We start from the raw sequence: 20,282 nt of genomic DNA on the forward strand, positions 1-20,282 counted from the left end.
GGCGACCACGGCGGTGTGCGCCCGTTATTGAAAACGGTTATCGTTGCGAGGTGTCTCGTTCGTCCCGTCGTCTGCGTGCGCTCACCGCGACGCTCGCCGTCTGTCTGCCTCTGTCCCTGTCCGCCTGCGGCGGTGCGGACACCGCCGCCCCGTCGGCGGCCGGTGCCCCGGACTGCCCAGCGTCGGCGGTCGACGTCGTCGTCAGCGTCGACCAGTGGGGTGACATCGTGACCCAGCTCGGCGGGGCGTGCGCCGAGGTGACGACGGTGCTGGCCGGTTCGTCGGTCGATCCACACGACTACGAACCCGCGCCCTCGGACGCGGTGGCCTTCGAGGGCGCCCAACTGGTGGTCGTCAACGGCGGGCACTACGACGAGTGGGCGGTCAAGCTCGCCGCGACCTCGGCGGCCGATGCGCGGGTGGTCAACGCGGTCGAGCTCGGCGGCGGCCACAGCGATGACGATCACGGGGACCACGCGCACCACGACCACAGCGCAGGCGAGAACCCGCACGTCTGGTACAGCCCGGCGGTGGTGACCGAGGTCGCCGATGCGGTCACCGCGACGCTGACCGAGCTCTCCCCGGACGCCGCCGGCTACTTCGCCGACCGGCGCGCGGCGTTCGGGGAGTCGATGAAGCCCTACCACGACACGATCGCGGCGATCCGGACCGGCGCCACGGGCAGGACCTACGGCGCCACCGAGAGCGTGTTCGAGGACATGGCCACCGCGGTCGGCCTGGTGGACCGCACCCCGGCCGGCTACCGCGCCGCCGCGGCCAACGAGAGTGAACCGTCGCCGGCCGATCTCGACGCGTTCCTGCGGTTGCTCGCCGACCGCGGCGTCGACGTGCTGATCTACAACATCCAGACCGAGGGTTCGGTGCCCCAACAGCTACGGTCCGCCGCCGAGCGGGCCGGCGTCGCCGTCGTCGAGGTGACCGAGACGTTGCCCGACGGGGCCGGTTCGTTCCAGGATTGGCAGGTGGCGCAACTGGATTCCCTGGCCGAGGCACTCGGTGTCCGCACCTGACCCCGCCGCGGTACCGGCGCTGTCGTTCGAGGACGTCAGTGTCGAGCGCGACGGACGCGTGATCTGGAGCGACTCGACGTTCCGGGTCGAGGCGGGCAGCTTCGTCGCCGTGATCGGGCCCAACGGTTCGGGCAAGACCACGCTGCTGCAGGTGATCCTCGGACTGCTCCCGCCGACCGCGGGGAAGGTCCGCGTCTACGGCCACCGGCCCGGCAGCGCCAATGACGAGATCGGTTATGTCCCACAGAATTACGACGCGAACGCGAACGAGGCCATCCGGGCCCGGGATGCGGTGCTGCTCGGTCTGACGGGGCGCCGGTGGGGTTTCGGCCGCACCAGCGCCGCCGACCGTCAGCGCGTCGACGAGGCGCTGGGCTGGGTGGACGCCCGCGAGATCGCCGACCGCAGGCTCTCGGACCTGTCCGGCGGGCAGCGGCAGCGGATCGCGCTGGCGGCCGCGCTGGTGTCGCGGCCGCGGATGCTGATCCTCGACGAGCCGCTGGCCTCGCTGGATCTGCGCAACCAGCACGAGATCGTCGCGGTGCTCGACCGGCTCAAGCGCGAGCTCGGGGTGACGGTCCTGGTGGTGACGCACGACCTCAACCCGCTGCTGGCGGTCCTGGACAGCGCGATCTATCTGCTCGACGGGCACGCCCACCACGCGGCACTGGACCGCGTCGTCGACTCCGACCTGCTCACCCACATGTACGGAACCAGGATCCAGGTGGCCCACACCCTGCAGGGCAAGCTCTACATGCGGAGCGGCGGATGACCCAGACCGTCGTGGCCCTCGGTTACCAGGACAACTGGCTGCACATCCTCGGCTCGTCGTTCATGCGCAACGCTTGGTTGGGCGGCACCATCGTGGCCTTGGCGGCCGGGCTGATGGGCTATTTCATCGTGGTGCGCCACATCGCGTTCGCCGCCCACGCGCTGGCGCACATCGGCCTGCCGGGCGCCACCGGCGCGGTGCTGGTGGGCCTGCCGGTCGCGGTCGGGCTCGGCGTGTTCTGCGTGGGCGGGGCGCTGGTGATCGGAGCGCTCGGCAAGCGGGCCGCCGACCGGGAGGTAGCGACCGGCACCGTGCTGGCTTTCGCCACCGGGCTGGGGTTGTTCTTCAACTCGCTGGCCACCCGGAACTCCTCGACACTGACCAACGTGCTGTTCGGCAACCTGCTGGCGATCACCGGCGAGCAGTTGCTGTCCTTCCTGGGGCTTCTGGTGTTGACCGCCGCCGGCATCGCGTTCATCTTCCGGCCGCTGCTGTTCACCTCGGTCAACAGCAAAGTGGCTGAGGCCAAGGGTGTTCCGGTGCGCGGTCTGTCGATCACGTTCATGGTGCTGCTCGGGTTGACGGTGACGATGGCGGTGCAGGCCGTGGGGACGCTGCTGTTGTTCGCCCTGGTGGTCACCCCTGCCGCGACCGCGCTGATGCTGACCGCCCGCCCCGTGGTGGCGATGGCGGTGTCCGCCGCGATCGGACTGGTCTCGGTGTGGGTGGGGCTGGTCCTCTCGGCGATGTTCAATCTGCCGCCGAGCTTCGTGATCGTCTCGATCGCGTGCGCGGTCTGGTTGCTGGTGTGGGCCGGTCTCCGCGTGCCGCGCCCGAGTCGCAGGTCCGCGGCGCCGGCCATCCACTAACCTCGGGGAGCATGTCCCGGAGTCCGGCGCCCAGGCGGCGTGCCACGTTGGCCTCGCTGGCCGCCGAGCTCAAGGTGTCGCGCACCACCGTCTCCAATGCCTACAACAGGCCCGACCAGTTGTCGGCGGAGCTTCGCGAGCGGGTGCTCACGACGGCCAAGCGGCTGGGTTACCCGGGCCCGGACCCGGTCGCGCGTTCGCTGCGCACCCGCAAGGCCGGAGCGGTCGGCCTGGTGATCACCGAACCTCTCGACTATTCGTTCAGCGATCCCGCAGCGCTGGATTTCGTTGCCGGGCTTGCCGAGTCGTGTGAGGCGGTGGGCCAGGGCCTGCTGCTGGTCTCGGTGGGGCCGAACCGTACCCTCGCCGAGGGGTCGGCGGCCGTGCTGGCCGCCGGGGTGGACGGCTTCGTCGTGTATTCGGCCTCGGACGACGATCCGTATCTGCCGGTGGTGGCCGAACGTCACCTCCCTCTCGTGGTGGTCGACCAGCCGCGGGACATCCCCGGGGCGTCGTGCGTGGGCATCGACGACCGGGCGGCGATGCGCGGGCTCGCCGAACACGTCATCGGCCTCGGGCACCGCGAGATCGGGCTGCTGACGATGCGACTGGGCCGGGACTGGCCACACGGCGGTGTCGCTCCGGCGCTGGCCGACCCGGAACGGTTGCGGACCCCGCACTTCCAGGTGCAGGGCGAACGGATCCGCGGGGTGCGCGACGCGATGGCCGCGGCGGGCCTGGATCCGGAGTCGCTGACCGTCGTCGAGAGCTACGAACATCTGCCCTCCTCCGGGGGTGCGGGCGCCGACGTCGCACTGGAGGCCAATCCCCGGATCACTGCGCTGATGTGCACCGCGGACGTCCTGGCGCTGTCGGCGATGGACCACCTCCGCGCGCGGGGGGTCTACGTGCCCGGCCAGATGACGGTCACGGGGTTCGACGGTGTCCCTGAGGCCAGGCGCCGCGGCCTGACCACCGTGGTGCAGCCGAGCCTCGAAAAGGGAAGGCGCGCAGGGGAGATCCTGCACAACCCGGCGCGGTCGGGGCTGCCCGTCATCGAGGTGCTGCCGACCGAGGTGGTGCGGGGACGGACCTCAGGACCGCCGGCGTGACCGGCGCTGTGTGAGGAGGAAGTGCAGCGCGGTGGCGACGTCGTCGGGCGAGTCCACCCGGTAGGCCGCGGCAGTCTCGCCCGGCCCCACCTTGACCCCGACGTCGGAGTCGCGCAACCGGGCGAACGCCTTCTCGTCGGTGACGTCGTCGCCGAAGAACACCACGACCGTCGCGTCGTGCTCGGCGCGCAGGATGTCGACCGCCTCGCCCTTGTCGGTCGACACCACGGCGAACTCCAGTACCGCCTTACCGGTGGTCACGTGCGCGTCCCACTGCGAGGACGCCTCCCACGCGGCGGCCAGAGCGGCCTCCCCGTCGGCCGGGGCCGCATTGCGCACGTGCAGCGCGACGCTGGCGGGCTTCGTCTCGACCGTCACCCCCGTTCGGCCCGAGGCGATCTCGCGCAGCCGCTCGGTGATGTCCTGCAACAGGTCGCGGTCGATGTCGTGGGCGAAACCGCCGGCGAACTCGGCGCCGTGGCTGCCCACCAGGTGAACAGTCGCCGGCATCGACGACAGCGCGCGCAGGGTCTCCAGCGCCCGGCCCGAGATCAATGCTGTTGTGGTGGAGGGTAATTCGGCAAGACTGAGCAAGCCCTCGGCGGCGGCGGGCAGCGGTCGCGCGTCGGCCGGGTTGTTGACGATCGGCGCCAGCGTGCCGTCGAAATCAGAGGTGACCAGGAGCCGGGGGGTGTCGGCCGCGGTGGACAGCGCAGCTAGCAGTTCGGGCGGGAGGTCGGCGCTCACCCGTCAGATCTTAGGCTGGTCGCCGTCGCCGATCAGGAGCCGCACGGCCAGATCCAGTCGCTTGCTGACGTCGGTGGCCGAGGCGCGCCGGGTCAGCCAGGCCAGCAGGTTGGACAGCCAGACGTCGGAGATCACCCGCGCGATGTGGTACTGGTCCTCGGTGGGTTCGCCGTCGCTCATCGCGCGGGCGAACATCGAATCCATCAGCTTGCCGACGTGGTCTACCTCACCCGCGGCGGACGCGTCGGCGAAGACGAACGCGCGCGTCATCGCCTCGGTCAGCAGCGGGTTGCGCTGCATGGCCCGGTTGAGCTTGCCGACCATGATGTTGAGCCGCTGGTAGGCGCTGGCGCCGGCCGGGAAGGCGGACCGGTCGGTCTTGGCGTCGATGCGTTCGAACTCGCGTCCCAGCGCCGAGACCAGCAGGTGCACCTTGGACGGGAAGTACCGGTACAGCGTGCCCACCGCGACATCGGCGCGTTCGGCCACCGCGCGCATCTGGACCGCCTCGTACCCGCCCTTGGACGCGATCGCCAGGGTGGCGTCCAGGATGCGTTTGCGCCGTTCGCGCTGTGCTTCGGAGCCGAGCTCGGATTCGGCGAGCACCGCGACGTTCATGACCTGGCGGGGTTTGGAGTCCGACGCCGTGCCCGAGGTGGCGCGGGCAGGCGTCTGCGGCTTATCAGCGGCGAAATCCGACGTCCCCGACATCCGGTGAATGGCTCCTTCGTGATGCGTTCCCGGTGAAAACGATACGCATCCCGGTCCCGTATTTCTCTTGTCCGTGCGGCGGGCACTCACCGGTGCCCTGCTCCGAGGGCGGTCGACTTGACGGTCGAACGCTGTCACTATTAGAACACGTTCTAGTGAGAAGCATCGTCTTCTCACCCAAACGCGAGGAGACATGGTGTCGGCTTCAACGTCCGCTCCCACCACCGACGACCAGTCCGCCGCCCGTGAACTGGTCCGGACCTGGGCCGCTGCGTCACGCGCGGTCGAGGCGGCACGGGAGGTCGAGCAGGGCGACGCCGACGCCTGGCGGGCATCGTACGGCAGCCTGGCCGAACTAGGCATCTTCGGTGTCGCGCTCCCCGAGGAGCACGGTGGCGCCGACGGCACGGTATCGGATCTGGCGGCCATGATCGACGAGGCGGCTGCGGCGCTGGTGCCCGGCCCGGTGCTGACCACGGCACTGGCCACTCTGGTGTTGCCGGGTTCGCAGGCCGAGCTGTTGGAGGCGCTGGCCACCGGTCAGCGCACGGCGGGGCTGACGCTGAGCGCGGATCTGGACTATGCCGACGGCCGGGTCTCCGGCACTGCGCCCTACGTGCTGGGCGCCGACCGGTCCGGAGTGCTGCTGCTGCCCGCAGGTGACACGTGGGTGCTGGTCGACGGCGCCGCGGACGGGGTGAGCATCGAGGCGCTCGAGGCCACCGATTTCTCCCGCCCGTTGGCCCGCGTGGTGCTCGACGGTGCGGCGGCCGAGGCGCTGGACGTCCCGGCCCGGTGGGTCGTCGACCTGGCGGCCACGCTGCTGGCCGCCGAAGCCGCCGGACTGGCCCGCTGGCTGCTGAAAACCGCCACCGACTACGCCAAGGTGCGCGAGCAGTTCGGCAAGCCGATCGGCAGCTTCCAGGCGATCAAGCACATGTGTGCCGAGATGCTGCTGCGCTCGGAGCAGGTCGCCGTGGCCGCCGCCGACGCCGCGCGGGCCGCCGAGGAGTCGGACGCCGATCAGCTCTCGATCGCGGCCGCGCTGGCGGCGTCGGTCGCCATCGACGCGGCCAAGGCCAACGCCAAGGACTGCATCCAGGTGCTCGGCGGGATCGGCATCACCTGGGAGCACGACGCGCACCTGTACCTGCGGAGGGCCTACGGCATCGCGCAGTTCCTGGGTGGCCGGTCGCGGTGGTTGCGTCGGGTGGCCGATCTGACGCAGCAGGGCGTGCGCAGGGACCTCAACATCGATCTGGACTCGGTGGCCGACCTTCGGCCCGAGATCGCTTCCGCGGTAGCCGAAGTGGCCGCCGCGCCGGAGAACGAACGTCAGGTCGTGCTGGCCGAGACCGGCCTGCTGGCACCGCACTGGCCGCGACCGCACGGCCGCGCCGCCGGTCCGGCCGAGCAGCTGCTGATCGACCAGGAGCTGGCCGCCGCGGGTGTCGTGCGCCCGGATCTGGTGATCGGGTGGTGGGCGGTGCCGACGATCCTGGAGCACGGCAGCCCGGAACAGGTCGAGCAGTTCGTCCCGCCGACGTTGCGCGGTGAGCTGACGTGGTGCCAATTGTTCAGCGAGCCCGGGGCGGGCTCGGACCTGGCGGCGTTGCGCACCAAGGCCGTCCGCGTCGACGGCGAGTCGGGGCCCGGCTGGAAACTGACCGGCCAGAAGGTATGGACCTCGGCCGCGCAGAAGGCGCACTGGGGTGTGTGCCTGGCCCGCACCGACGCCGACGCGCCGAAACACAAGGGCATCACCTATTTCCTGATCGACATGAAGAGCCCGGGCATCGTGATCCGCCCGCTGCGCGAGATCACCGGTGACGAGTTGTTCAACGAGGTGTTCTTCGACGACGTCTTCGTCCCGGACGAGATGGTCGTCGGCCAGGTCAACGACGGCTGGCGGCTGGCGCGCACCACGCTGGCCAACGAGCGCGTCGCGATGGCCCAGGGCACCGCGCTGGGCAACCCGATGGAAGAGCTGCTGGCGGTCATCGCCCGGCTGGAAGTCGATGGGGCCCAACAGGATAAGCTCGGTCAGTTGATCGTCACCGCACAGGTCGGTTCGTTGCTCGACCAGCGGATCGCCCAGCTCGCCGTCGAGGGTCAGGACCCCGGCCCGCAGGCCAGCGCCCGCAAGCTCATCGGTGTCCGGTACCGGCAGGCGCTCGCCGAGTTCCGGATGGACCTGTCCGAGGGTGCCGGCGCGGTGCTCAACCAGCAGGTGCACGACTTCCTCAACACCCGGTGCCTGACGATCGCCGGCGGCACCGAGCAGATCCTGCTGACCCTGGCGGGGGAGAGGCTACTGGGCCTGCCGCGGTGAGCGGGCAGCGCGCGCGTCGGCTCGCCGAGATCCTGCGGACCTACCGGGTCCCCGAGGATCCTGGCGGGACACAGGTTTTCGACGCCGCGGCGGTGACAGCCGGGCAGGCGGGCGACCTCGCTCCGGTGGAGCTGACCCGCACCGAGATCGACATGCTGCTGGCCGAGCCCGCGCGGATGTCCGACGTCCACGCCGTCAAGATCCGGGCGACGGCCGAGGCCGTGGCCCGGTTCCCGCCGCCGGGCGGTGTCGAGACCGACAACCAGACCGATGCGTTCCGGCACGCGTACGCCAGCGCGCTGTTGACGCGGCGGTTCGGCGCGGACTGGACGGCGACGTTCACGGCCGCGCACGAGGGCAGGGCCGGCAACCGCCCGACGAGCATGGCCATGGACCTCTTCAACAACGAGGTCGGCCGCGGCATCGCGCTGGCCCATCCCGACGCGTCGGCCAGCGAACTGGCCGACCTGGTGCATCGGGCGGTGCTCGGCGGCGACCTGGTCGTCGTCGCGGCGGACGGCGCGCATCTGGAGTGGAGCGGGCCGCGCTAGGCGGCTACTCGAAGGTCGTCTGGGCGCAGGCGCTCGGGGTGGTGAGGTTGACCCCTTCGTAGACCACCTGGATCTGCGAGCACACGATGAACTGCGACCCCTTGGCGGGCAGGCCGGTGGTCCACGAGGTCGGCACGGAGTCACCGTCGGTGGTGAACCGTGGGATCGGGCCGCCGCCGAAGTAGGTCACCGAAACCTCGACGTCGCGCAGCGATTTCAGCATCCTGGACAGCACGTTGTCGTGGTTGGCGCCCTTGGATTCGCGTGGGGTGCCCGACGGCGCGCTGTACGAGGCCTCCTGCCAGATGTCCTGGGAGTCGCTGCGCAGGGTCACCGTCTGGCGGGCCCAGGTGTCCCGCGGGAACCCGGTCGGGCCGCTCGGGGTCAGCAGGTTCGCGGAGGTGTTGTAGAAGCACCTGTTCTGTGCCGCGTCGCAGTTCGCGGTGACGTGCATCTGGATCTGGGTGGCGGGGTCGACGTTGATCGAGGACACCGCGGTGTTGGACGCGGCCGTGGCCGAGGGTGCAGCGGTCAGCGCCACCATCAACATCGGGGCCAGCGCGACCGCACTTGCCGTTGCGAGCCGTTTCATCGTGATGAAGGTAATCCCCCCGCTACTCGTCATAGGTGACTTCGACCGAATCCGACAACGGATGTGCCTGGCAGGCCAGGATGAGGCCTTCGTCGAGATCCTGCTGCTCGAGCACGTCGTTGATCTCCATCTCGGTGTCGCCGGACTTCTTCACCACCGCGCACGCACCGCAGTGGCCTTCCCGGCAGGAGAACGGCGCGTCGAGGCCCTTGTCCAGCAGCACGTCGAGCAGTTTGGCGCGGCGCGGCCAGGACACCTCGTGGGTCTGACCGTCGAGGGTCACGATCGCGGTCGCGGGGCCTTCGTCGCTGTCGTCGGGTTCCAGCGTCACGGCCGCGAAGGGATCGGACTCCAGCGACTTGAACACCTCGATGTGGATGCGCTCGGCGGGCAGGCCCGCGGTCGTGAGCGCCTCCTCGGCGGCGGCCATGAACGGCCCGGGTCCGCAGATGAACGCCTCGCGGGACCCGTACGGGGCGAACAGTTCGGCCAGGGCGGACACGGTCGGCAGCCCCTGCACCGACTCCAGCCAGTGGATCGTGGTGAGTCGGTCCGGGTACTTGGCGGCGAGGTCGCGCAGGATCTCGGCGAAGATGACCGAGTTCTCGTCGCGGTTGGCGTAGAGCAGCGTGACCTTGCCGGTGCCTTCTGACAGCGCCGACTTCAGGATCGCCAGCATCGGGGTCACGCCGCTGCCGGCGGCCAGCAGCAGGAAGTCGGTGTCCAGGGTCTTGGGCACGAAGGTGCCCGACGGGGCGAGCACGTGGATCCGCATCCCGGCGTGGGCGTTGTCGCACAACCAGTTCGACGCGTATCCGTCGGCGGTCCGCTTGACCGTGACGGTCAGCGGGTCGCCCGTGAACGGTGAGCTGCACAGCGAATAGCAGCGCGCCACCGAGCCGGTGCGGTCGCTGGGCACCCGCAGGGTGAGGAATTGTCCTGGTGCGTACCGCAGCTTCTCCGGCGGCACGGGCGCGTCGGCCGGGGATCCGAACACGAGCGAGCGTGCGTCCGCGGTCTCCTCGATGACCTTGACGATCTCCAGTTCGAGCACGTGGGCGCCCAGCGGTTGGTCGGCGACTACGTCCGTCACAAGATGAGCCCTCTCTTCGCGCCGCGGTAGGTCATAACTAGAACAGGTTACAGAAATGCATGTCCGCAGGTCCAGTGGCCACAGGCCACCGCTACTCGACACAAATCGTAACGTGTTCTAATCTCTTGTAGTTACTTCGCACGCCTCGGGAGGCACACCAGTGACGTCCATTGAACAGCGCGACGCGCAGTCGGTTCTCGCCGGTATCGACGACCTGCTGCCGCGGATCGCCAAGCGTTCGCTCGCCGCCGAAGAGTTGCGCCGTCTGCCCGACGAGACCGTGGCCGAACTGGACGAGGTGGGCTTCTTCAAACTGCTGCAGCCGCAGCAGTGGGGTGGCCTGCAGTGCGATCCGACCCTCTTCTACGAAGCTGTGCGGCGCATCGCCAGCGCGTGCGGTTCCACCGGTTGGGTGGCGTCGATCATCGGCGTGCACAACTGGCATCTGGCGCTGTTCGACCAGCAGGCCCAGGACGACGTCTGGGGCAACGACCCGACGGTGCGCGTGTCGTCGTCGTACGCGCCGATGGGCGCGGGCACCGTGGTCGACGGCGGCTACCTGGTCAGCGGCGCCTGGCAGTGGTCGTCCGGATGTGACCATGCGACCTGGGCGTTCCTGGGCGGCCCGGTGATCAAGGACGGCAAGCCGGTGGACTTCGGCAGCTTCCTGATCCCGCGCACCGACTATCAGATCGACGACGTGTGGAACGTGGTGGGACTGAAGGCCACCGGCAGCAACACCGTCGTGGTCAAGGACGTTTTCGTGCCGCGGCACCGGTTCCTGTCCTACAAGGCGATGAACGACGGCACCGCGGGCGGATATCAGAACAACACCGCGCCGGTTTACAAGATGCCTTGGGGCACGATGCATCCCACCACCATCAGTGCGCCGATCATGGGCATGGCCTACGGCGCCTACGAGGCGCACGTCGAGCATCAGGGCAAGCGGGTGCGCGCGGCGTTCGCCGGCGAGAAGTCGAAGGAGGATCCGTTCGCCAAGATCCGGATCGCCGAGGCGGCCAGCGACATCGACGCCGGCTGGCGGCAGCTGATCGGCAACGTGCGTGACGAGTACCAGCTGCTGCAGGCCGGCCAGGAGATTCCGTTCTCGCTGCGTGCCTGCGCCCGTCGGGACCAGGTCCGTGCCACCGCGCGCGCCATCGCGTCCATCGACCTGCTGTTCGAGGCATCGGGTGCGACCGCGCTCGGCCTGGACCAGCCCGTCCAGCGCTTCTGGCGGGATGCGCACGCGGGCCGGGTCCACGCGGCCAACGAGCCGGAGCGCGCGTACCTGATCTTCGGCAACGACGCGTTCGGTCTGCCGCCCCAGGACACGATGGTTTGATGACGTCTTTCGCAGCCGAAGCGGCCCAGCAGCAAGAGATCACGTTCGAGTCGACCTCGCGGTTCGCCGACGTCAGTGGCAAAGGTCAGGACATGCGCCTGCACTACCACGAGGCCGGGGTCGGGCATTCCGAGACGGTGGTGCTGCTGCACGGCGGCGGTCCCGGTGCCTCCAGCTGGTCGAACTTCTCGAAGAACATCGCGGTGCTGGCCAAGCACTTCCACGTGCTGGCCGTCGACCAGCCCGGCTACGGGCTCTCCGACAAGCACACCGAGCATGAGCAGTACAACCGCTACAGCGCCAACGCGTTGCTGAACCTGTTCGACCATCTCGGCATCGAACGGGCTGCGCTGGTGGGCAATTCGCTCGGCGGCGGCACAGCGGTGCGATTCGCGCTGGACAACCCGAAGCGGGCCGGGCGCCTGGTGCTGATGGGCCCGGGCGGGCTGAGCGTCAACCTGTTCGCACCGGACCCGACCGAGGGCGTCAAGCTGCTCGGCAAGTTCGCCGCCGAACCGACGCGGGAGAACATCGAGAAGTTCCTGCGCATCATGGTCTGGGATCAGAGCCTGATCACGCCCGAGTTGGTCGAGGAGCGCTTCCAGATCGCCAGCACGCCAGAGTCGCTGGCGGCCACCAGGGCGATGGGCAAGTCGTTCGCCGGCGCCGATTTCGAGCTGGGCATGATGTGGCGCGACGTGTACAAGCTGCGCCAGCGGGTACTGCTGATCTGGGGTCGCGAGGACCGCGTCAACCCACTCGACGGGGCGCTGGTGGCGCTGAAGCAGATTCCGCGGGTGCAGTTGCACGTCTTCGGACAGTGCGGCCACTGGGCTCAGCTGGAGAAATTCGACGAGTTCAACAAGCTGACCATCGACTTCTTGGGAGGCGCATCATGACGATCAAGTCCCTGGGCTATCTGCGCATCGAGACCACCGACATCGCGGCGTGGCGAGAGTACGGCCTGAAGGTCCTCGGCATGGTCGAGGGATCTGGGGCCACCGACGGCGCGCTCTACCTGCGGATGGACGAGTTCCCGGCCCGCCTGGTGATCGTGCCGGGCGAGCACGACCGGCTGCTGGTGTCCGGCTGGGAGACCGCGAACGCCGCAGAGCTGCAAGATATCCGGACCCGGCTGGAAGGCGTGGGCACGCCCTACAAGGAGGCCACCTCCGCTGAGTTGGCGGAGCGGCGCGTCGACGGGATGATCGTCTTCGACGACCCGTCCGGCAACACGCTGGAGGTGTTCCACGGTGTCGCGCTGGAACATCGCCGGGTGGTCAGCCCGTACGGCCACAAGTTCGTCACCGAGGAACAGGGTCTCGGGCACGTGGTGCTGACCACGCGCGACGATGCCGAGACCCTGCATTTCTATCGCGACGTCCTCGGCTTCTACCTGCGTGACTCGATGAAGCTCCCCCCGCAGCTCGTCGGCAGGCCCGCCGACGGCGCACCCGCATGGCTGCGTTTCCTCGGGGTGAACCCGCGGCATCACAGCCTCGCGTTCATGCCCGGCGAAACACCCAGCGGCATCGTGCATCTGATGGTCGAGGTGGAGAACTCCGACGACGTCGGCCTGTGCCTGGACCGCGCGCTGCGTCGCAAGGTCAAGATGTCGGCGACGCTGGGCCGGCACGTCAACGACAAGATGCTGTCCTTCTACATGAAGACTCCGGGCGGCTTCGACATCGAGTTCGGTTGTGAGGGTCTCGAAGTCGACGACTCCGACTGGGTGGCGCGGGAGAGCACCGCGGTCTCGCTGTGGGGCCACGACTTCAGTGTGGGCTTCCGGGACTGACGAGCAACTTGAGCGTGTCCGAGCCTCAGATCGATGCCCGCACATTCCGGAATGTGCTGGGCCAGTTCTGTACCGGGATCACGGTGATCACCACGGTGCACGAGGGCCAGCCCGTGGGGTTCGCCTGTCAGTCGTTCGCGGCACTGTCGCTGGATCCGCCGCTGGTGCTCTTCTGCCCGACGAAGCAGTCGCGCTCGTGGGCGGCCATCGAGGCCAGCGGCAACTTCTGCGTCAACATCCTGCACGAGGACCAGAAGGACGTGTCGGCGCGGTTCGGCTCCCGCGAGCCTGACAAGTTCGCCGGGATCGACTGGACGCCTTCAGGTCTCGGATCACCGGCGATCGACGGCGCGCTCGCTCATCTCGACTGCTCGGTGCATTCGGTGCACGACGGGGGTGACCACTTCGTGGTGTTCGGCGGGGTGCACTCACTGTCGGAGAATTCCACCGGGAAGAAGCCGCGGCCGCTGCTGTTCTACCAGGGGCAGTACACCGGCATCGAACCTGACAAGACCACGCCGGCCGACTGGCGCAATGACCTCGAGGCGTTCCTGACCGCGACCACCGACGACACCTGGCTCTAGGTCGTCCGCTGCGCCGCCCCTTCCATCAGCGAGCGCACGGTCCTCAGGTGCCCGGGTAGCACCTTCGCCCAGACCATTCGGGCGACGGGGTTGCCGAGTTCGACGAGTGTCGCGAAGGTGACACCCTGATCGCTGAGCCGGGTGATCAGCTGGCCGTGCAGGCCGATCCGGGAATCGCTCTGCAGGCGAAGGAATTCCGCGGTGTTGCCGGTGATCGGCCAGCCGGCGATGGTGTCGGGCCGACCGTGATGTAGCGCTATCCCGAGCGCGGTCCACCCGGCGCGCAGGCGTAGGCGCACGGCCGCCGGCGGATGCTCGAGGATCTCGCGCGCCCATTGTTCGGGTGTGCGCGAGAGGTCGCCGTCGGTGCGCAGGACGTGGGCGTCGACGTGGTCGATCCGCGTCAGGGTGCTGCGCGCCAGGAGGGCGCTGTCGGCGTCGACGCGGTCGACGGTTGCGGTAGGGGAGTTCATCGTCTGCCTCCTGATAGATACAGAACAGTACTGTATCTATCGTAGGATGGAACGGCAATAGTCGCTCGACGATCGGACCGCCGATGCCGCCACCTGTTCGCACACCCCGGGATGCATGGGTCGACGCCGGGCTGGGCCTGTTGGCCGCGGACGGACCCGACGCGGTGCGGGTCGAGGTGCTCGCTCAGCGGCTCGGCGTGACCAGGGGCGGGTTCTACCGGCAGTTCGGCGGGCGCAGCGAGCTCATCGAGGCGATGCTCGACACCTGGGAGCAGCGCAGTATCGACGACGCCCGGGCGCGGGTCGAGGCCGAGGGCGGCGACGCGCGGAGCAAGGTCGCCCGGGCCGGAGCGCTGACCTTTTCACCCGAGTTGCTCCCGCTGGATCTGGCGGTCCGGGACTGGGCGCGGCGTGACCGGGAGGTGGCGCGCAGGCTGCGGCAGGTGGACAACCGCCGCATGGACTACCTGCGAGAGCTCCTCTCGGCAATCGTCGATGACCCGGCCCAGGTCGAGGCCAGGGCGATGCTTGCGTTCTCGCTCGTCATCGGTGACCACCTGATCGCCGCCGACCATCCGGGCAGCACCCGGGGTCGGGTCATACGCGACGCGACCCGCCTGCTCCTCGGCGAAATCACACCGGTGTGATTCATCCACACTGGGGATAACTCCTGTGGATAACCTTCGCCTACTTCCGGCCGAGCAGCACCTCGCGCTGGTCGCGCACCCGCTCCCGCAACGCGGCGACCACCGCCGCGACCTCGGGCCGGCGCAACGTCTCGGCGCGGGTGACCAGCCAGTAGGTCAGCCGGATCGACACCGCGGCGGGAAGCACCCGGACCAGATCGGGATGGCGGTCGGCCATGAAGCACGGCAGCAGGCCCAGTCCGGCCGCGGCGCGGGTGGCCTCGACGTGGACGAACACGTTGGTCGACGTCACCGATTCGCGCATGGCGGGTGCGAAACTGGCGGCCAGGTCCAGATCGTCGACCTGCAGCATCGAGTCGATGAAGTACACGAGCGGGAACCGGCGCAGGTCGTCCACATCGGCCGGTTCACCGTGCTCGGCGAGGTAGTCGCGCGAGCCGTACAGGCCCAGGCAATAATCGCCGAGGGGCAGTGCCTCGGCGCGGTGCACCTTCGGCTCGCCGACGACGATCTCGATGTCCAGGCCCGAGCGCTGCTGACTGGCCCGGCGTGTGGCGGCCACGATCTCCACCGACACCTTGGCGTGCTTGCGCTGTACCGCCGCCGCGGCCGGCGCGGCGATGTAGGCGGAGAACCCGTCGGTGGCCGAGAGGCGCACGACGCCTTCGAGTGCTCGCTGCCCGGCCGCGTCGGTGGCCAGCGAGCGGACCGCGTTCTCGACCGCTTCGGCGGCGGCCAGGGCTTCGCGTCCGAGGTCGGTGAGCTCCCAGCCGCCGGCGACGCGGGCCAGGACGCGGCCGCCCATGGCCTGTTCCAGCGCGGCGATGCGGCGGCTGATCGTCGTGTGGTTCAGGCCAAGCTCGTCGGCCGCGGTGGTGTATCGGCCCGTCCGGCCGACCGCCAACAGGACCAGCAGGTCGTCGGCACTGGGCCTGCGGGCAGGTAAAGGCACTTCTGCATTTTCGCAGATCGACACTGCGGTTTTGGCCATTGCCGGGTGGGGTAGCTGCAGGAATACTCACCGACATCTGTGGCGGTCATCACAAAGGAGGGGTGTGCGATGAGCACGCAACACGACGCGCGAACCGACGGTCCGGGACCGATCACGACGGGCCTCAAACGGGTGGTGGTCGCCTCGATGGCGGGGACGGTGGTCGAGTGGTACGAGTTCTTCCTGTACGCCACCGCCGCCACGTTGGTGTTCAACAAGGTGTTCTTCGCCGAGGGCACCAGCGAGGCCGCCGGGCTCATCGCCGCGCTGCTGACCTATGCGGTCGGGTTCGTCGCCCGTCCGCTGGGCGGCATCGTGTTCGGACATTTCGGCGACAAGTACGGCCGCAAGAAGCTGCTGCAGTTCGCGATCCTGCTCGTCGGTGTCGTGACCTTCCTGATGGGATGCCTGCCCACCTATGCCCAGATCGGGGTGTGGGCGCCGATCCTGCTCGTCGCGCTGCGGTTCCTGCAGGGCTTCGCCGTCGGCGGTGAGTGGGGTGGGGCGGTGCTGCTGGTCGCCGAACACAGCCCGGACAAGGACCGGGCGTTCTGGTCCAGTTGGCCGCAGGCCGCGGTGCCGGTGGGCAACATGCTCGCCACCGTCGTGCTGCTGGTCCTGACCGGGGTGCTGACCGAGGACGCGTTCATGTCCTGGGGCTGGCGCGTGGCGTTCTGGCTCTCGGCGGTGGTCGTGCTGATCGGCTACTACATCCGAACCAAGGTGACCGACGCGCCGATCTTCATCGCGGCCCAGGAAGAGGTCGAACGGGTCAAGGCCGTGTCCTACGGCGTCAAAGAGGTGCTGAAGCGTTACCCCCGTGGCGTTTTCACCGCGATGGGGCTGCGGTTCGCCGAGAACATCATGTACTACCTGGTGGTCACGTTCTCGATCGTCTACCTCAAGACCCATGTCGGCGCCGATACCAGCGACATCCTGTGGTGGCTGCTGGCCGCGCACGCCGTGCACTTCCTGGTCGTGCCGCAGGTGGGCCGACTGGCCGACCGGTACGGCCGCCGACCGGTGTACATCGGCGGCGCAGCGCTGGCCGCCACCTGGGGGTTCTTCGCGTTCCCGATGATGAACACCGGTAACTACCTGATGATCATGGGCGCGGTCATCCTCGGACTGGTCATCCACGCGTTCATGTACGCGCCGCAGCCGGCGATCATGGCCGAGATGTTCCCGACCCGGATGCGGTATTCGGGTGTGTCCCTGGGCTATCAGGTGACGTCGATCGTGGCGGGATCGCTGGCCCCGGCGATCGCCACCTGGCTGCTGGACAGGTTCGGCACCTGGATCCCGATCGCGGTCTACCTGGCCGGCGCCGCAGTGATCACGCTCGTCGCCGCGTGGTTCACCCGCGAGACCAACGGCATCGACCTGCACGACGTCGACGAGGCCGATCGAGAGCAACTCGCCAAGGCCGGCCTGGTATGAGTGGTCTGCGCGGCCGCACCGCACTGGTCACCGGCGGCGCCGGCGGTATCGGCGCGGCGTGCGCCAGGGCGCTGGCCGAACAGGGGGCCGAGGTCACCGTCGTGGACGTAGACGACGTGGCGGCCAAGGCCCTCGCCCAGGAGATCGGCGGAACCGCCTGGGTGCTGGACCTTCTCGATGTCCAGGCGCTGGAGGGTCTGACCCTGGCGACCGACATCCTGGTCAACAACGCCGGCGTGCAGAACATCGATGAGATCGCCGAGTTCCCGCCGCAGAAGTTCCGCTCGATGATGGCGTTGATGGTGGAAGCGCCGTTCCTGTTGATCCGGGCCGCGCTGCCGCACATGTACCGCAACGAGTTCGGGCGGGTGATCAACATCTCGTCGATCCACGGACTGCGGGCGTCGCCGTACAAGGTCGCCTACGTCACCGCCAAGCACGCTCTGGAGGGGTTGTCCAAGGTGACCGCGCTCGAAGGCGGTCCGCACGGCGTCACGAGCAACTGCGTCAACCCGGGCTACGTCCGGACCCCGCTGGTGACCAGACAGATCGCCGACCAGGCCAGAACGCACAACATCGATGAGGATCAGGTCATCTCTGACATCCTGCTCAAGGAGAGCGCGGTGAAGCGTCTCGTGGAACCTGAGGAGGTCGGCGCGTTGGTCGCATGGTTGGCATCGCCTGTGGCGGGCATGGTCACGGGGGCGTCGTACACGATGGACGGCGGATGGAGCGCCCGGTGACGGTGACCACCGAGCCCCAGTGGGTGCCGACCGACGAGGACATCGAGGGAGCGCAGGTCACAGCGTTCGCCCGCTTCGCCGAACAACGCACCGGCAAGACGTTCGCGGATTACCAGGCCCTGTGGCGGTGGTCGGTCGAGGACGTCGAGGGATTCTGGGGCGCGCTGTGGGACTACTTCGAGCTCGGTGAGCATTCCGGTGTCCTCGAGGGATCGGAAATGCCCGGGGTCACCTGGTTTCCGGGCACCACACTGAACTACGTCGACCAGGTCGTGCGGCAGGCCCGGACTGACCGGCCGGCGATCATCCACGTCAGCGAGGACGGACCCGACCGCGAGGTGTCCTGGGCCGACCTGCTCGGACGGGCCGCGGCGTTCGCCGAGAAACTGCGCGCGGTCGGCGTCGGCCCCGGTGACCGCGTCGTCGGGTATCTGCCCAACATCCCGGAGACAGTCATCGCGTTTCTGGCCACCGCCGGCGTCGGCGCGGTGTGGAGCGCATGCGGGCAGGACTACTCGGCCAAGGCAGCGCTGGACCGTCTGGGGCAGCTGGAACCGACGGTGTTGGTGGCCGCCGACGGCTACCTGTTCGGCGGCAAATACCGCGACAAGCGGGACGACGTGAAGGCCGTTGCGGCCGGGTTGCCGACGCTGAAGGCGACGTTCTCGACCGACGACCTCGCCGAACGAAGCGACGTCGCATGGGAACCCGTCCCGGTGGCGTTCGAGCATCCGCTGTGGATCCTGTTCTCGTCCGGGACCACCGGGCTGCCGAAGGGCATCATCCACGGCCACGGCGGCGTGGTGATCGAGCATCTCAAAGCCGTTGCGCTGCAATCGGACATCGGCCGCGACGACACATTCTTCTGGTACACCAGCCCCAGCTGGATGATGTGGAACTTCCAGGTCGCGGGGCTGCTGGTCGGTGCGACGATCGTCTGCTACGAGGGCAGTCCGAACGCCCCGAAGCCGGATGCGTTGTGGGACATCGCCGCCCGGACCCGCGCCACGGTGCTGGGCACGAGTCCCGGTTATGTGCTGGGCTGTATGAAGGCCGACGCCGAGCCCGGCCGCACCCACGACCTGTCGGCGCTGCGGACTGTCGGGATCACCGGGTCGTCGCTCCCTTCGTCGTCGTCGCTGTGGTTGCGCGACCATGTGGGGGTGCAGGTCGCCTCGATCAGCGGAGGCACCGACGTGGTGTCGGCGTTCATCGGTGGTGCGCGCACCGTGCCGGTATGGCCCGGCGAACTGTCCGCGCCGTACCTCGGTGTCGCCCTCGACGCATGGGACGAGTCAGGAAACCCGGTGCGGGGCGAGGTCGGCGAACTCGTCGTCACCAAGCCGCTGCCGTCGATGCCGGTCGCGTTCTGGAACGATCCCGACGGAGACCGTTACCGTTCCGCCTATTTCGACACGTTCCCGGGTGTCTGGCGCCACGGTGACTGGATCACCATCACCGACCACGACAGCGTGATCGTGCACGGCCGGTCCGACTCGACGCTCAACCGGCACGGCATCCGGATGGGCAGCGCCGACATCTATCAGGCGGTTGAGAGTCTGCCCGAGGTGGTGGAGGCGTTGGTGATCGGCGCCGAGCAACCCGACGGCGGCTACTGGATGCCGTTGTTCGTGGTGCTGCCCGATGATGTCGAACTGACCGACGAACTCCGCGACCGTATCAACGACACGATCCGCTCCGAGGTGTCGCCGCGCCACGTGCCCGACGAGATCATCGTCGCGCCCGCCGTTCCGCACACCCGCACCGGCAAGAAGCTGGAGGTGCCGATCAAGAAGCTGTTCCAGGGCGGAGACCCGGCGAAGGTCGTCGAGCGCAGCGCTGTCGACGATCCCGCGCTTCTCGACTGGTACGTCACGCAGCGTCGAAGGTGACGAGGTCGATGCTGAGTCGGCCTTCGGCCAGGCTGAGCCGCCGGCGTACCGGTGGCCCGGGTAGCTGCGGGGCGATCGAGGTGTAGGTGGCCCCGGTCGGGGTCACATACTCGGCTCGATGCTCACCGTTGTCCTCGCTCGTGCTGACCCGCCAGCCCGGCGCCTCCTTCGCGTAGTTGCACGCCTCGCACACCCCCAGCCCGTTGCCCGCACTCGTGGGCCCGCCCGCCCGGGCCGGCACCGCATGATCGTGGTGGCGGATCGGGGCATTGCAGTACGGGGTGCGACACGTGCGGTCCCGGCGCTGCAACAGCAGCGCCAAACCTTTCGGAAACCTGCGGGCTTTGGATTCCATCGCCACCAACTGCCCTGAGCCGGGGTGACGGTAGAGCCGGCGCAGCGTGGCCTTCGGCTCGGCATCAGCAGCCGCATCCCCGGTCAACGCCCGGCAGAACCCGGCCGGCACCGGGCCGTACCCGTCGAGCCAACCCAGCTCGTCATCGTCACCGGCCAGGGTGGTGTCGGCCATCACCAGACTCACCGCCACCGGTACCGGCCC

The 20,282-nt window shown here is 68.8% G+C and carries 21 protein-coding genes; 14 read left to right on the forward strand and 7 right to left on the reverse strand.

The window, feature by feature from the left end:
* Positions 1–50 precede the first annotated feature (50 nt).
* The 4 genes from MVA01S_RS07845 to MVA01S_RS07860 are packed head-to-tail and all read left to right on the forward strand — an operon-like array spanning position 51 to position 3,784.
* A complete protein-coding gene (locus MVA01S_RS07845) occupies positions 51–1,031 on the forward strand; it encodes a metal ABC transporter solute-binding protein, Zn/Mn family (protein ID WP_003930655.1) in 981 nt (326 codons plus the stop codon).
* Positions 1,018–1,803, forward strand: coding sequence for a metal ABC transporter ATP-binding protein (locus MVA01S_RS07850; RefSeq protein ID WP_003930654.1), 786 nt, complete (start codon positions 1,018–1,020; stop codon positions 1,801–1,803). The genes MVA01S_RS07845 and MVA01S_RS07850 overlap by 14 nt, the downstream gene beginning before the upstream one ends.
* The gene (locus MVA01S_RS07855) at positions 1,800–2,672 is read left to right on the forward strand and encodes a metal ABC transporter permease (RefSeq protein ID WP_003930653.1); all 873 of its coding nucleotides are present in this window, start codon (positions 1,800–1,802) and stop codon (positions 2,670–2,672) included. Before MVA01S_RS07850 ends, MVA01S_RS07855 begins: the two co-directional genes overlap by 4 nt.
* Before the next feature lie 11 nt (positions 2,673–2,683).
* Positions 2,684–3,784: an Rv3575c family transcriptional regulator gene (locus MVA01S_RS07860; protein ID WP_003930652.1), complete on the forward strand. Its 1,101-nt coding sequence runs from the start codon at positions 2,684–2,686 to the stop codon at positions 3,782–3,784.
* Here the strand turns inward: MVA01S_RS07860 and otsB are convergent.
* On the reverse strand, positions 3,767–4,531 hold the full coding sequence (gene otsB, locus MVA01S_RS07865) for a trehalose-phosphatase (RefSeq protein ID WP_003930651.1): 765 nt from the start codon (positions 4,529–4,531) through the stop codon (positions 3,767–3,769). The two genes, MVA01S_RS07860 and otsB, sit on opposite strands and share 18 nt — an antisense overlap.
* A 3-nt stretch (positions 4,532–4,534) precedes the next feature.
* Complete coding sequence (gene kstR, locus MVA01S_RS07870) at positions 4,535–5,242, reverse strand: cholesterol catabolism transcriptional regulator KstR (RefSeq protein ID WP_003930650.1); 708 nt, start codon at positions 5,240–5,242, stop codon at positions 4,535–4,537.
* A 193-nt stretch (positions 5,243–5,435) separates the two neighbouring features.
* On the opposite strand from kstR, the gene MVA01S_RS07875 reads away from it, so the two are divergent.
* Together MVA01S_RS07875 and MVA01S_RS07880 are read left to right on the forward strand one after the other, a co-directional pair.
* Positions 5,436–7,574, forward strand: coding sequence for an acyl-CoA dehydrogenase family protein (locus tag MVA01S_RS07875; RefSeq protein WP_003930649.1), 2,139 nt, complete (start codon positions 5,436–5,438; stop codon positions 7,572–7,574).
* Positions 7,571–8,125, forward strand: a complete 555-nt coding sequence (locus tag MVA01S_RS07880) for a DUF6973 domain-containing protein (RefSeq protein WP_003930648.1) — start codon at positions 7,571–7,573, stop codon at positions 8,123–8,125. The genes MVA01S_RS07875 and MVA01S_RS07880 overlap by 4 nt, the downstream gene beginning before the upstream one ends.
* Before the next feature lie 4 nt (positions 8,126–8,129).
* Here the strand turns inward: MVA01S_RS07880 and MVA01S_RS07885 are convergent, their stop codons facing one another.
* Positions 8,130–8,717, reverse strand: a complete 588-nt coding sequence (locus tag MVA01S_RS07885) for a hypothetical protein (protein WP_003930647.1) — start codon at positions 8,715–8,717, stop codon at positions 8,130–8,132.
* Positions 8,718–8,739: 22 nt separating this feature from the next.
* Positions 8,740–9,810, reverse strand: coding sequence for a ferredoxin--NADP reductase (locus MVA01S_RS07890; protein WP_003930646.1), 1,071 nt, complete (start codon positions 9,808–9,810; stop codon positions 8,740–8,742).
* Positions 9,811–9,970: 160 nt separating this feature from the next.
* On the opposite strand from MVA01S_RS07890, the gene hsaA reads away from it, so the two are divergent.
* Genes hsaA through hsaB form a run of 4 tightly spaced genes read left to right on the forward strand, consistent with a single transcriptional unit; the run spans position 9,971 to position 13,537 of the window.
* Entirely contained in the window at positions 9,971–11,155 is a 1,185-nt protein-coding gene (gene hsaA / locus MVA01S_RS07895; protein WP_003930645.1) for a 3-hydroxy-9,10-secoandrosta-1,3,5(10)-triene-9,17-dione monooxygenase oxygenase subunit, read from the forward strand.
* Positions 11,155–12,054 (forward strand): 4,5:9,10-diseco-3-hydroxy-5,9,17-trioxoandrosta-1(10),2-diene-4-oate hydrolase, encoded by a 900-nt coding sequence (gene hsaD, locus MVA01S_RS07900; protein WP_003930644.1) that lies wholly within the window; start codon positions 11,155–11,157, stop codon positions 12,052–12,054. Before hsaA ends, hsaD begins: the two co-directional genes overlap by 1 nt.
* Positions 12,051–12,953, forward strand: coding sequence for an iron-dependent extradiol dioxygenase HsaC (gene hsaC, locus MVA01S_RS07905; protein ID WP_003930643.1), 903 nt, complete (start codon positions 12,051–12,053; stop codon positions 12,951–12,953). The genes hsaD and hsaC overlap by 4 nt, the downstream gene beginning before the upstream one ends.
* Positions 12,954–12,967: 14 nt before the next feature.
* Positions 12,968–13,537, forward strand: a complete 570-nt coding sequence (gene hsaB / locus MVA01S_RS07910; RefSeq protein WP_003930642.1) for a 3-hydroxy-9,10-secoandrosta-1,3,5(10)-triene-9,17-dione monooxygenase reductase subunit — start codon at positions 12,968–12,970, stop codon at positions 13,535–13,537.
* Here the strand turns inward: hsaB and MVA01S_RS07915 are convergent.
* Positions 13,534–14,010 (reverse strand): hypothetical protein, encoded by a 477-nt coding sequence (locus MVA01S_RS07915; RefSeq protein WP_003930641.1) that lies wholly within the window; start codon positions 14,008–14,010, stop codon positions 13,534–13,536. The genes hsaB and MVA01S_RS07915 overlap by 4 nt on opposite strands.
* 83 nt (positions 14,011–14,093) lie before the next feature.
* Between MVA01S_RS07915 and MVA01S_RS07920 the strand changes: the two genes are divergently transcribed.
* A complete protein-coding gene (locus tag MVA01S_RS07920) occupies positions 14,094–14,657 on the forward strand; it encodes a TetR/AcrR family transcriptional regulator (RefSeq protein WP_003930640.1) in 564 nt (187 codons plus the stop codon).
* A 40-nt stretch (positions 14,658–14,697) separates the two neighbouring features.
* On the opposite strand, the gene MVA01S_RS07925 is transcribed toward MVA01S_RS07920, so the two are convergent.
* On the reverse strand, positions 14,698–15,648 hold the full coding sequence (locus MVA01S_RS07925; RefSeq protein WP_040541233.1) for a LysR family transcriptional regulator: 951 nt from the start codon (positions 15,646–15,648) through the stop codon (positions 14,698–14,700).
* Positions 15,649–15,717: 69 nt separating this feature from the next.
* Between MVA01S_RS07925 and MVA01S_RS07930 the strand changes: the two genes are divergently transcribed.
* Genes MVA01S_RS07930 through MVA01S_RS07940 form a run of 3 tightly spaced genes read left to right on the forward strand, consistent with a single transcriptional unit; the run spans position 15,718 to position 19,723 of the window.
* A complete protein-coding gene (locus tag MVA01S_RS07930; protein ID WP_003930638.1) occupies positions 15,718–17,088 on the forward strand; it encodes an MFS transporter in 1,371 nt (456 codons plus the stop codon).
* Positions 17,085–17,831, forward strand: a complete 747-nt coding sequence (locus tag MVA01S_RS07935; RefSeq protein ID WP_003930637.1) for a 3-hydroxybutyrate dehydrogenase — start codon at positions 17,085–17,087, stop codon at positions 17,829–17,831. The genes MVA01S_RS07930 and MVA01S_RS07935 overlap by 4 nt, the downstream gene beginning before the upstream one ends.
* Entirely contained in the window at positions 17,816–19,723 is a 1,908-nt protein-coding gene (locus tag MVA01S_RS07940) for an acetoacetate--CoA ligase (RefSeq protein ID WP_003930636.1), read from the forward strand. The genes MVA01S_RS07935 and MVA01S_RS07940 overlap by 16 nt, the downstream gene beginning before the upstream one ends.
* Here MVA01S_RS07940 and MVA01S_RS07945 read toward each other — a convergent pair.
* A partial coding sequence (locus MVA01S_RS07945; protein WP_169801747.1) for an HNH endonuclease signature motif containing protein occupies positions 19,704–20,282 on the reverse strand: 579 nt, incomplete at its 5' end. The two genes, MVA01S_RS07940 and MVA01S_RS07945, sit on opposite strands and share 20 nt — an antisense overlap.

Origin of the sequence: Mycolicibacterium vaccae NBRC 14118 = CIP 105934, assembly GCF_001552715.1 — a bacterium.
Taxonomy (GTDB): Bacteria; Actinomycetota; Actinomycetes; order Mycobacteriales; family Mycobacteriaceae; genus Mycobacterium; species Mycobacterium vaccae.

Bases quoted from the DNA above. Each gene is read 5' to 3' on its own strand.
- MVA01S_RS07855 (WP_003930653.1), top strand. From the start codon at position 1,800: ATGACCCAGACCGTCGTGGCCCTCGGTTACCAGGACAACTGGCTGCAC.
- MVA01S_RS07860 (WP_003930652.1), top strand. From the start codon at position 2,684: ATGTCCCGGAGTCCGGCGCCCAGGCGGCGTGCCACGTTGGCCTCGCTG.
- kstR (WP_003930650.1), bottom strand. From the start codon at position 5,242: ATGTCGGGGACGTCGGATTTCGCCGCTGATAAGCCGCAGACGCCTGCC.
- MVA01S_RS07875 (WP_003930649.1), top strand. From the start codon at position 5,436: ATGGTGTCGGCTTCAACGTCCGCTCCCACCACCGACGACCAGTCCGCC.
- MVA01S_RS07885 (WP_003930647.1), bottom strand. From the start codon at position 8,717: ATGAAACGGCTCGCAACGGCAAGTGCGGTCGCGCTGGCCCCGATGTTG.
- hsaD (WP_003930644.1), top strand. From the start codon at position 11,155: ATGACGTCTTTCGCAGCCGAAGCGGCCCAGCAGCAAGAGATCACGTTC.
- hsaC (WP_003930643.1), top strand. From the start codon at position 12,051: ATGACGATCAAGTCCCTGGGCTATCTGCGCATCGAGACCACCGACATC.
- MVA01S_RS07915 (WP_003930641.1), bottom strand. From the start codon at position 14,010: ATGAACTCCCCTACCGCAACCGTCGACCGCGTCGACGCCGACAGCGCC.
- MVA01S_RS07920 (WP_003930640.1), top strand. From the start codon at position 14,094: ATGCCGCCACCTGTTCGCACACCCCGGGATGCATGGGTCGACGCCGGG.
- MVA01S_RS07925 (WP_040541233.1), bottom strand. From the start codon at position 15,648: ATGGCCAAAACCGCAGTGTCGATCTGCGAAAATGCAGAAGTGCCTTTA.
- MVA01S_RS07930 (WP_003930638.1), top strand. From the start codon at position 15,718: ATGAGCACGCAACACGACGCGCGAACCGACGGTCCGGGACCGATCACG.
- MVA01S_RS07935 (WP_003930637.1), top strand. From the start codon at position 17,085: ATGAGTGGTCTGCGCGGCCGCACCGCACTGGTCACCGGCGGCGCCGGC.
- MVA01S_RS07940 (WP_003930636.1), top strand. From the start codon at position 17,816: ATGGAGCGCCCGGTGACGGTGACCACCGAGCCCCAGTGGGTGCCGACC.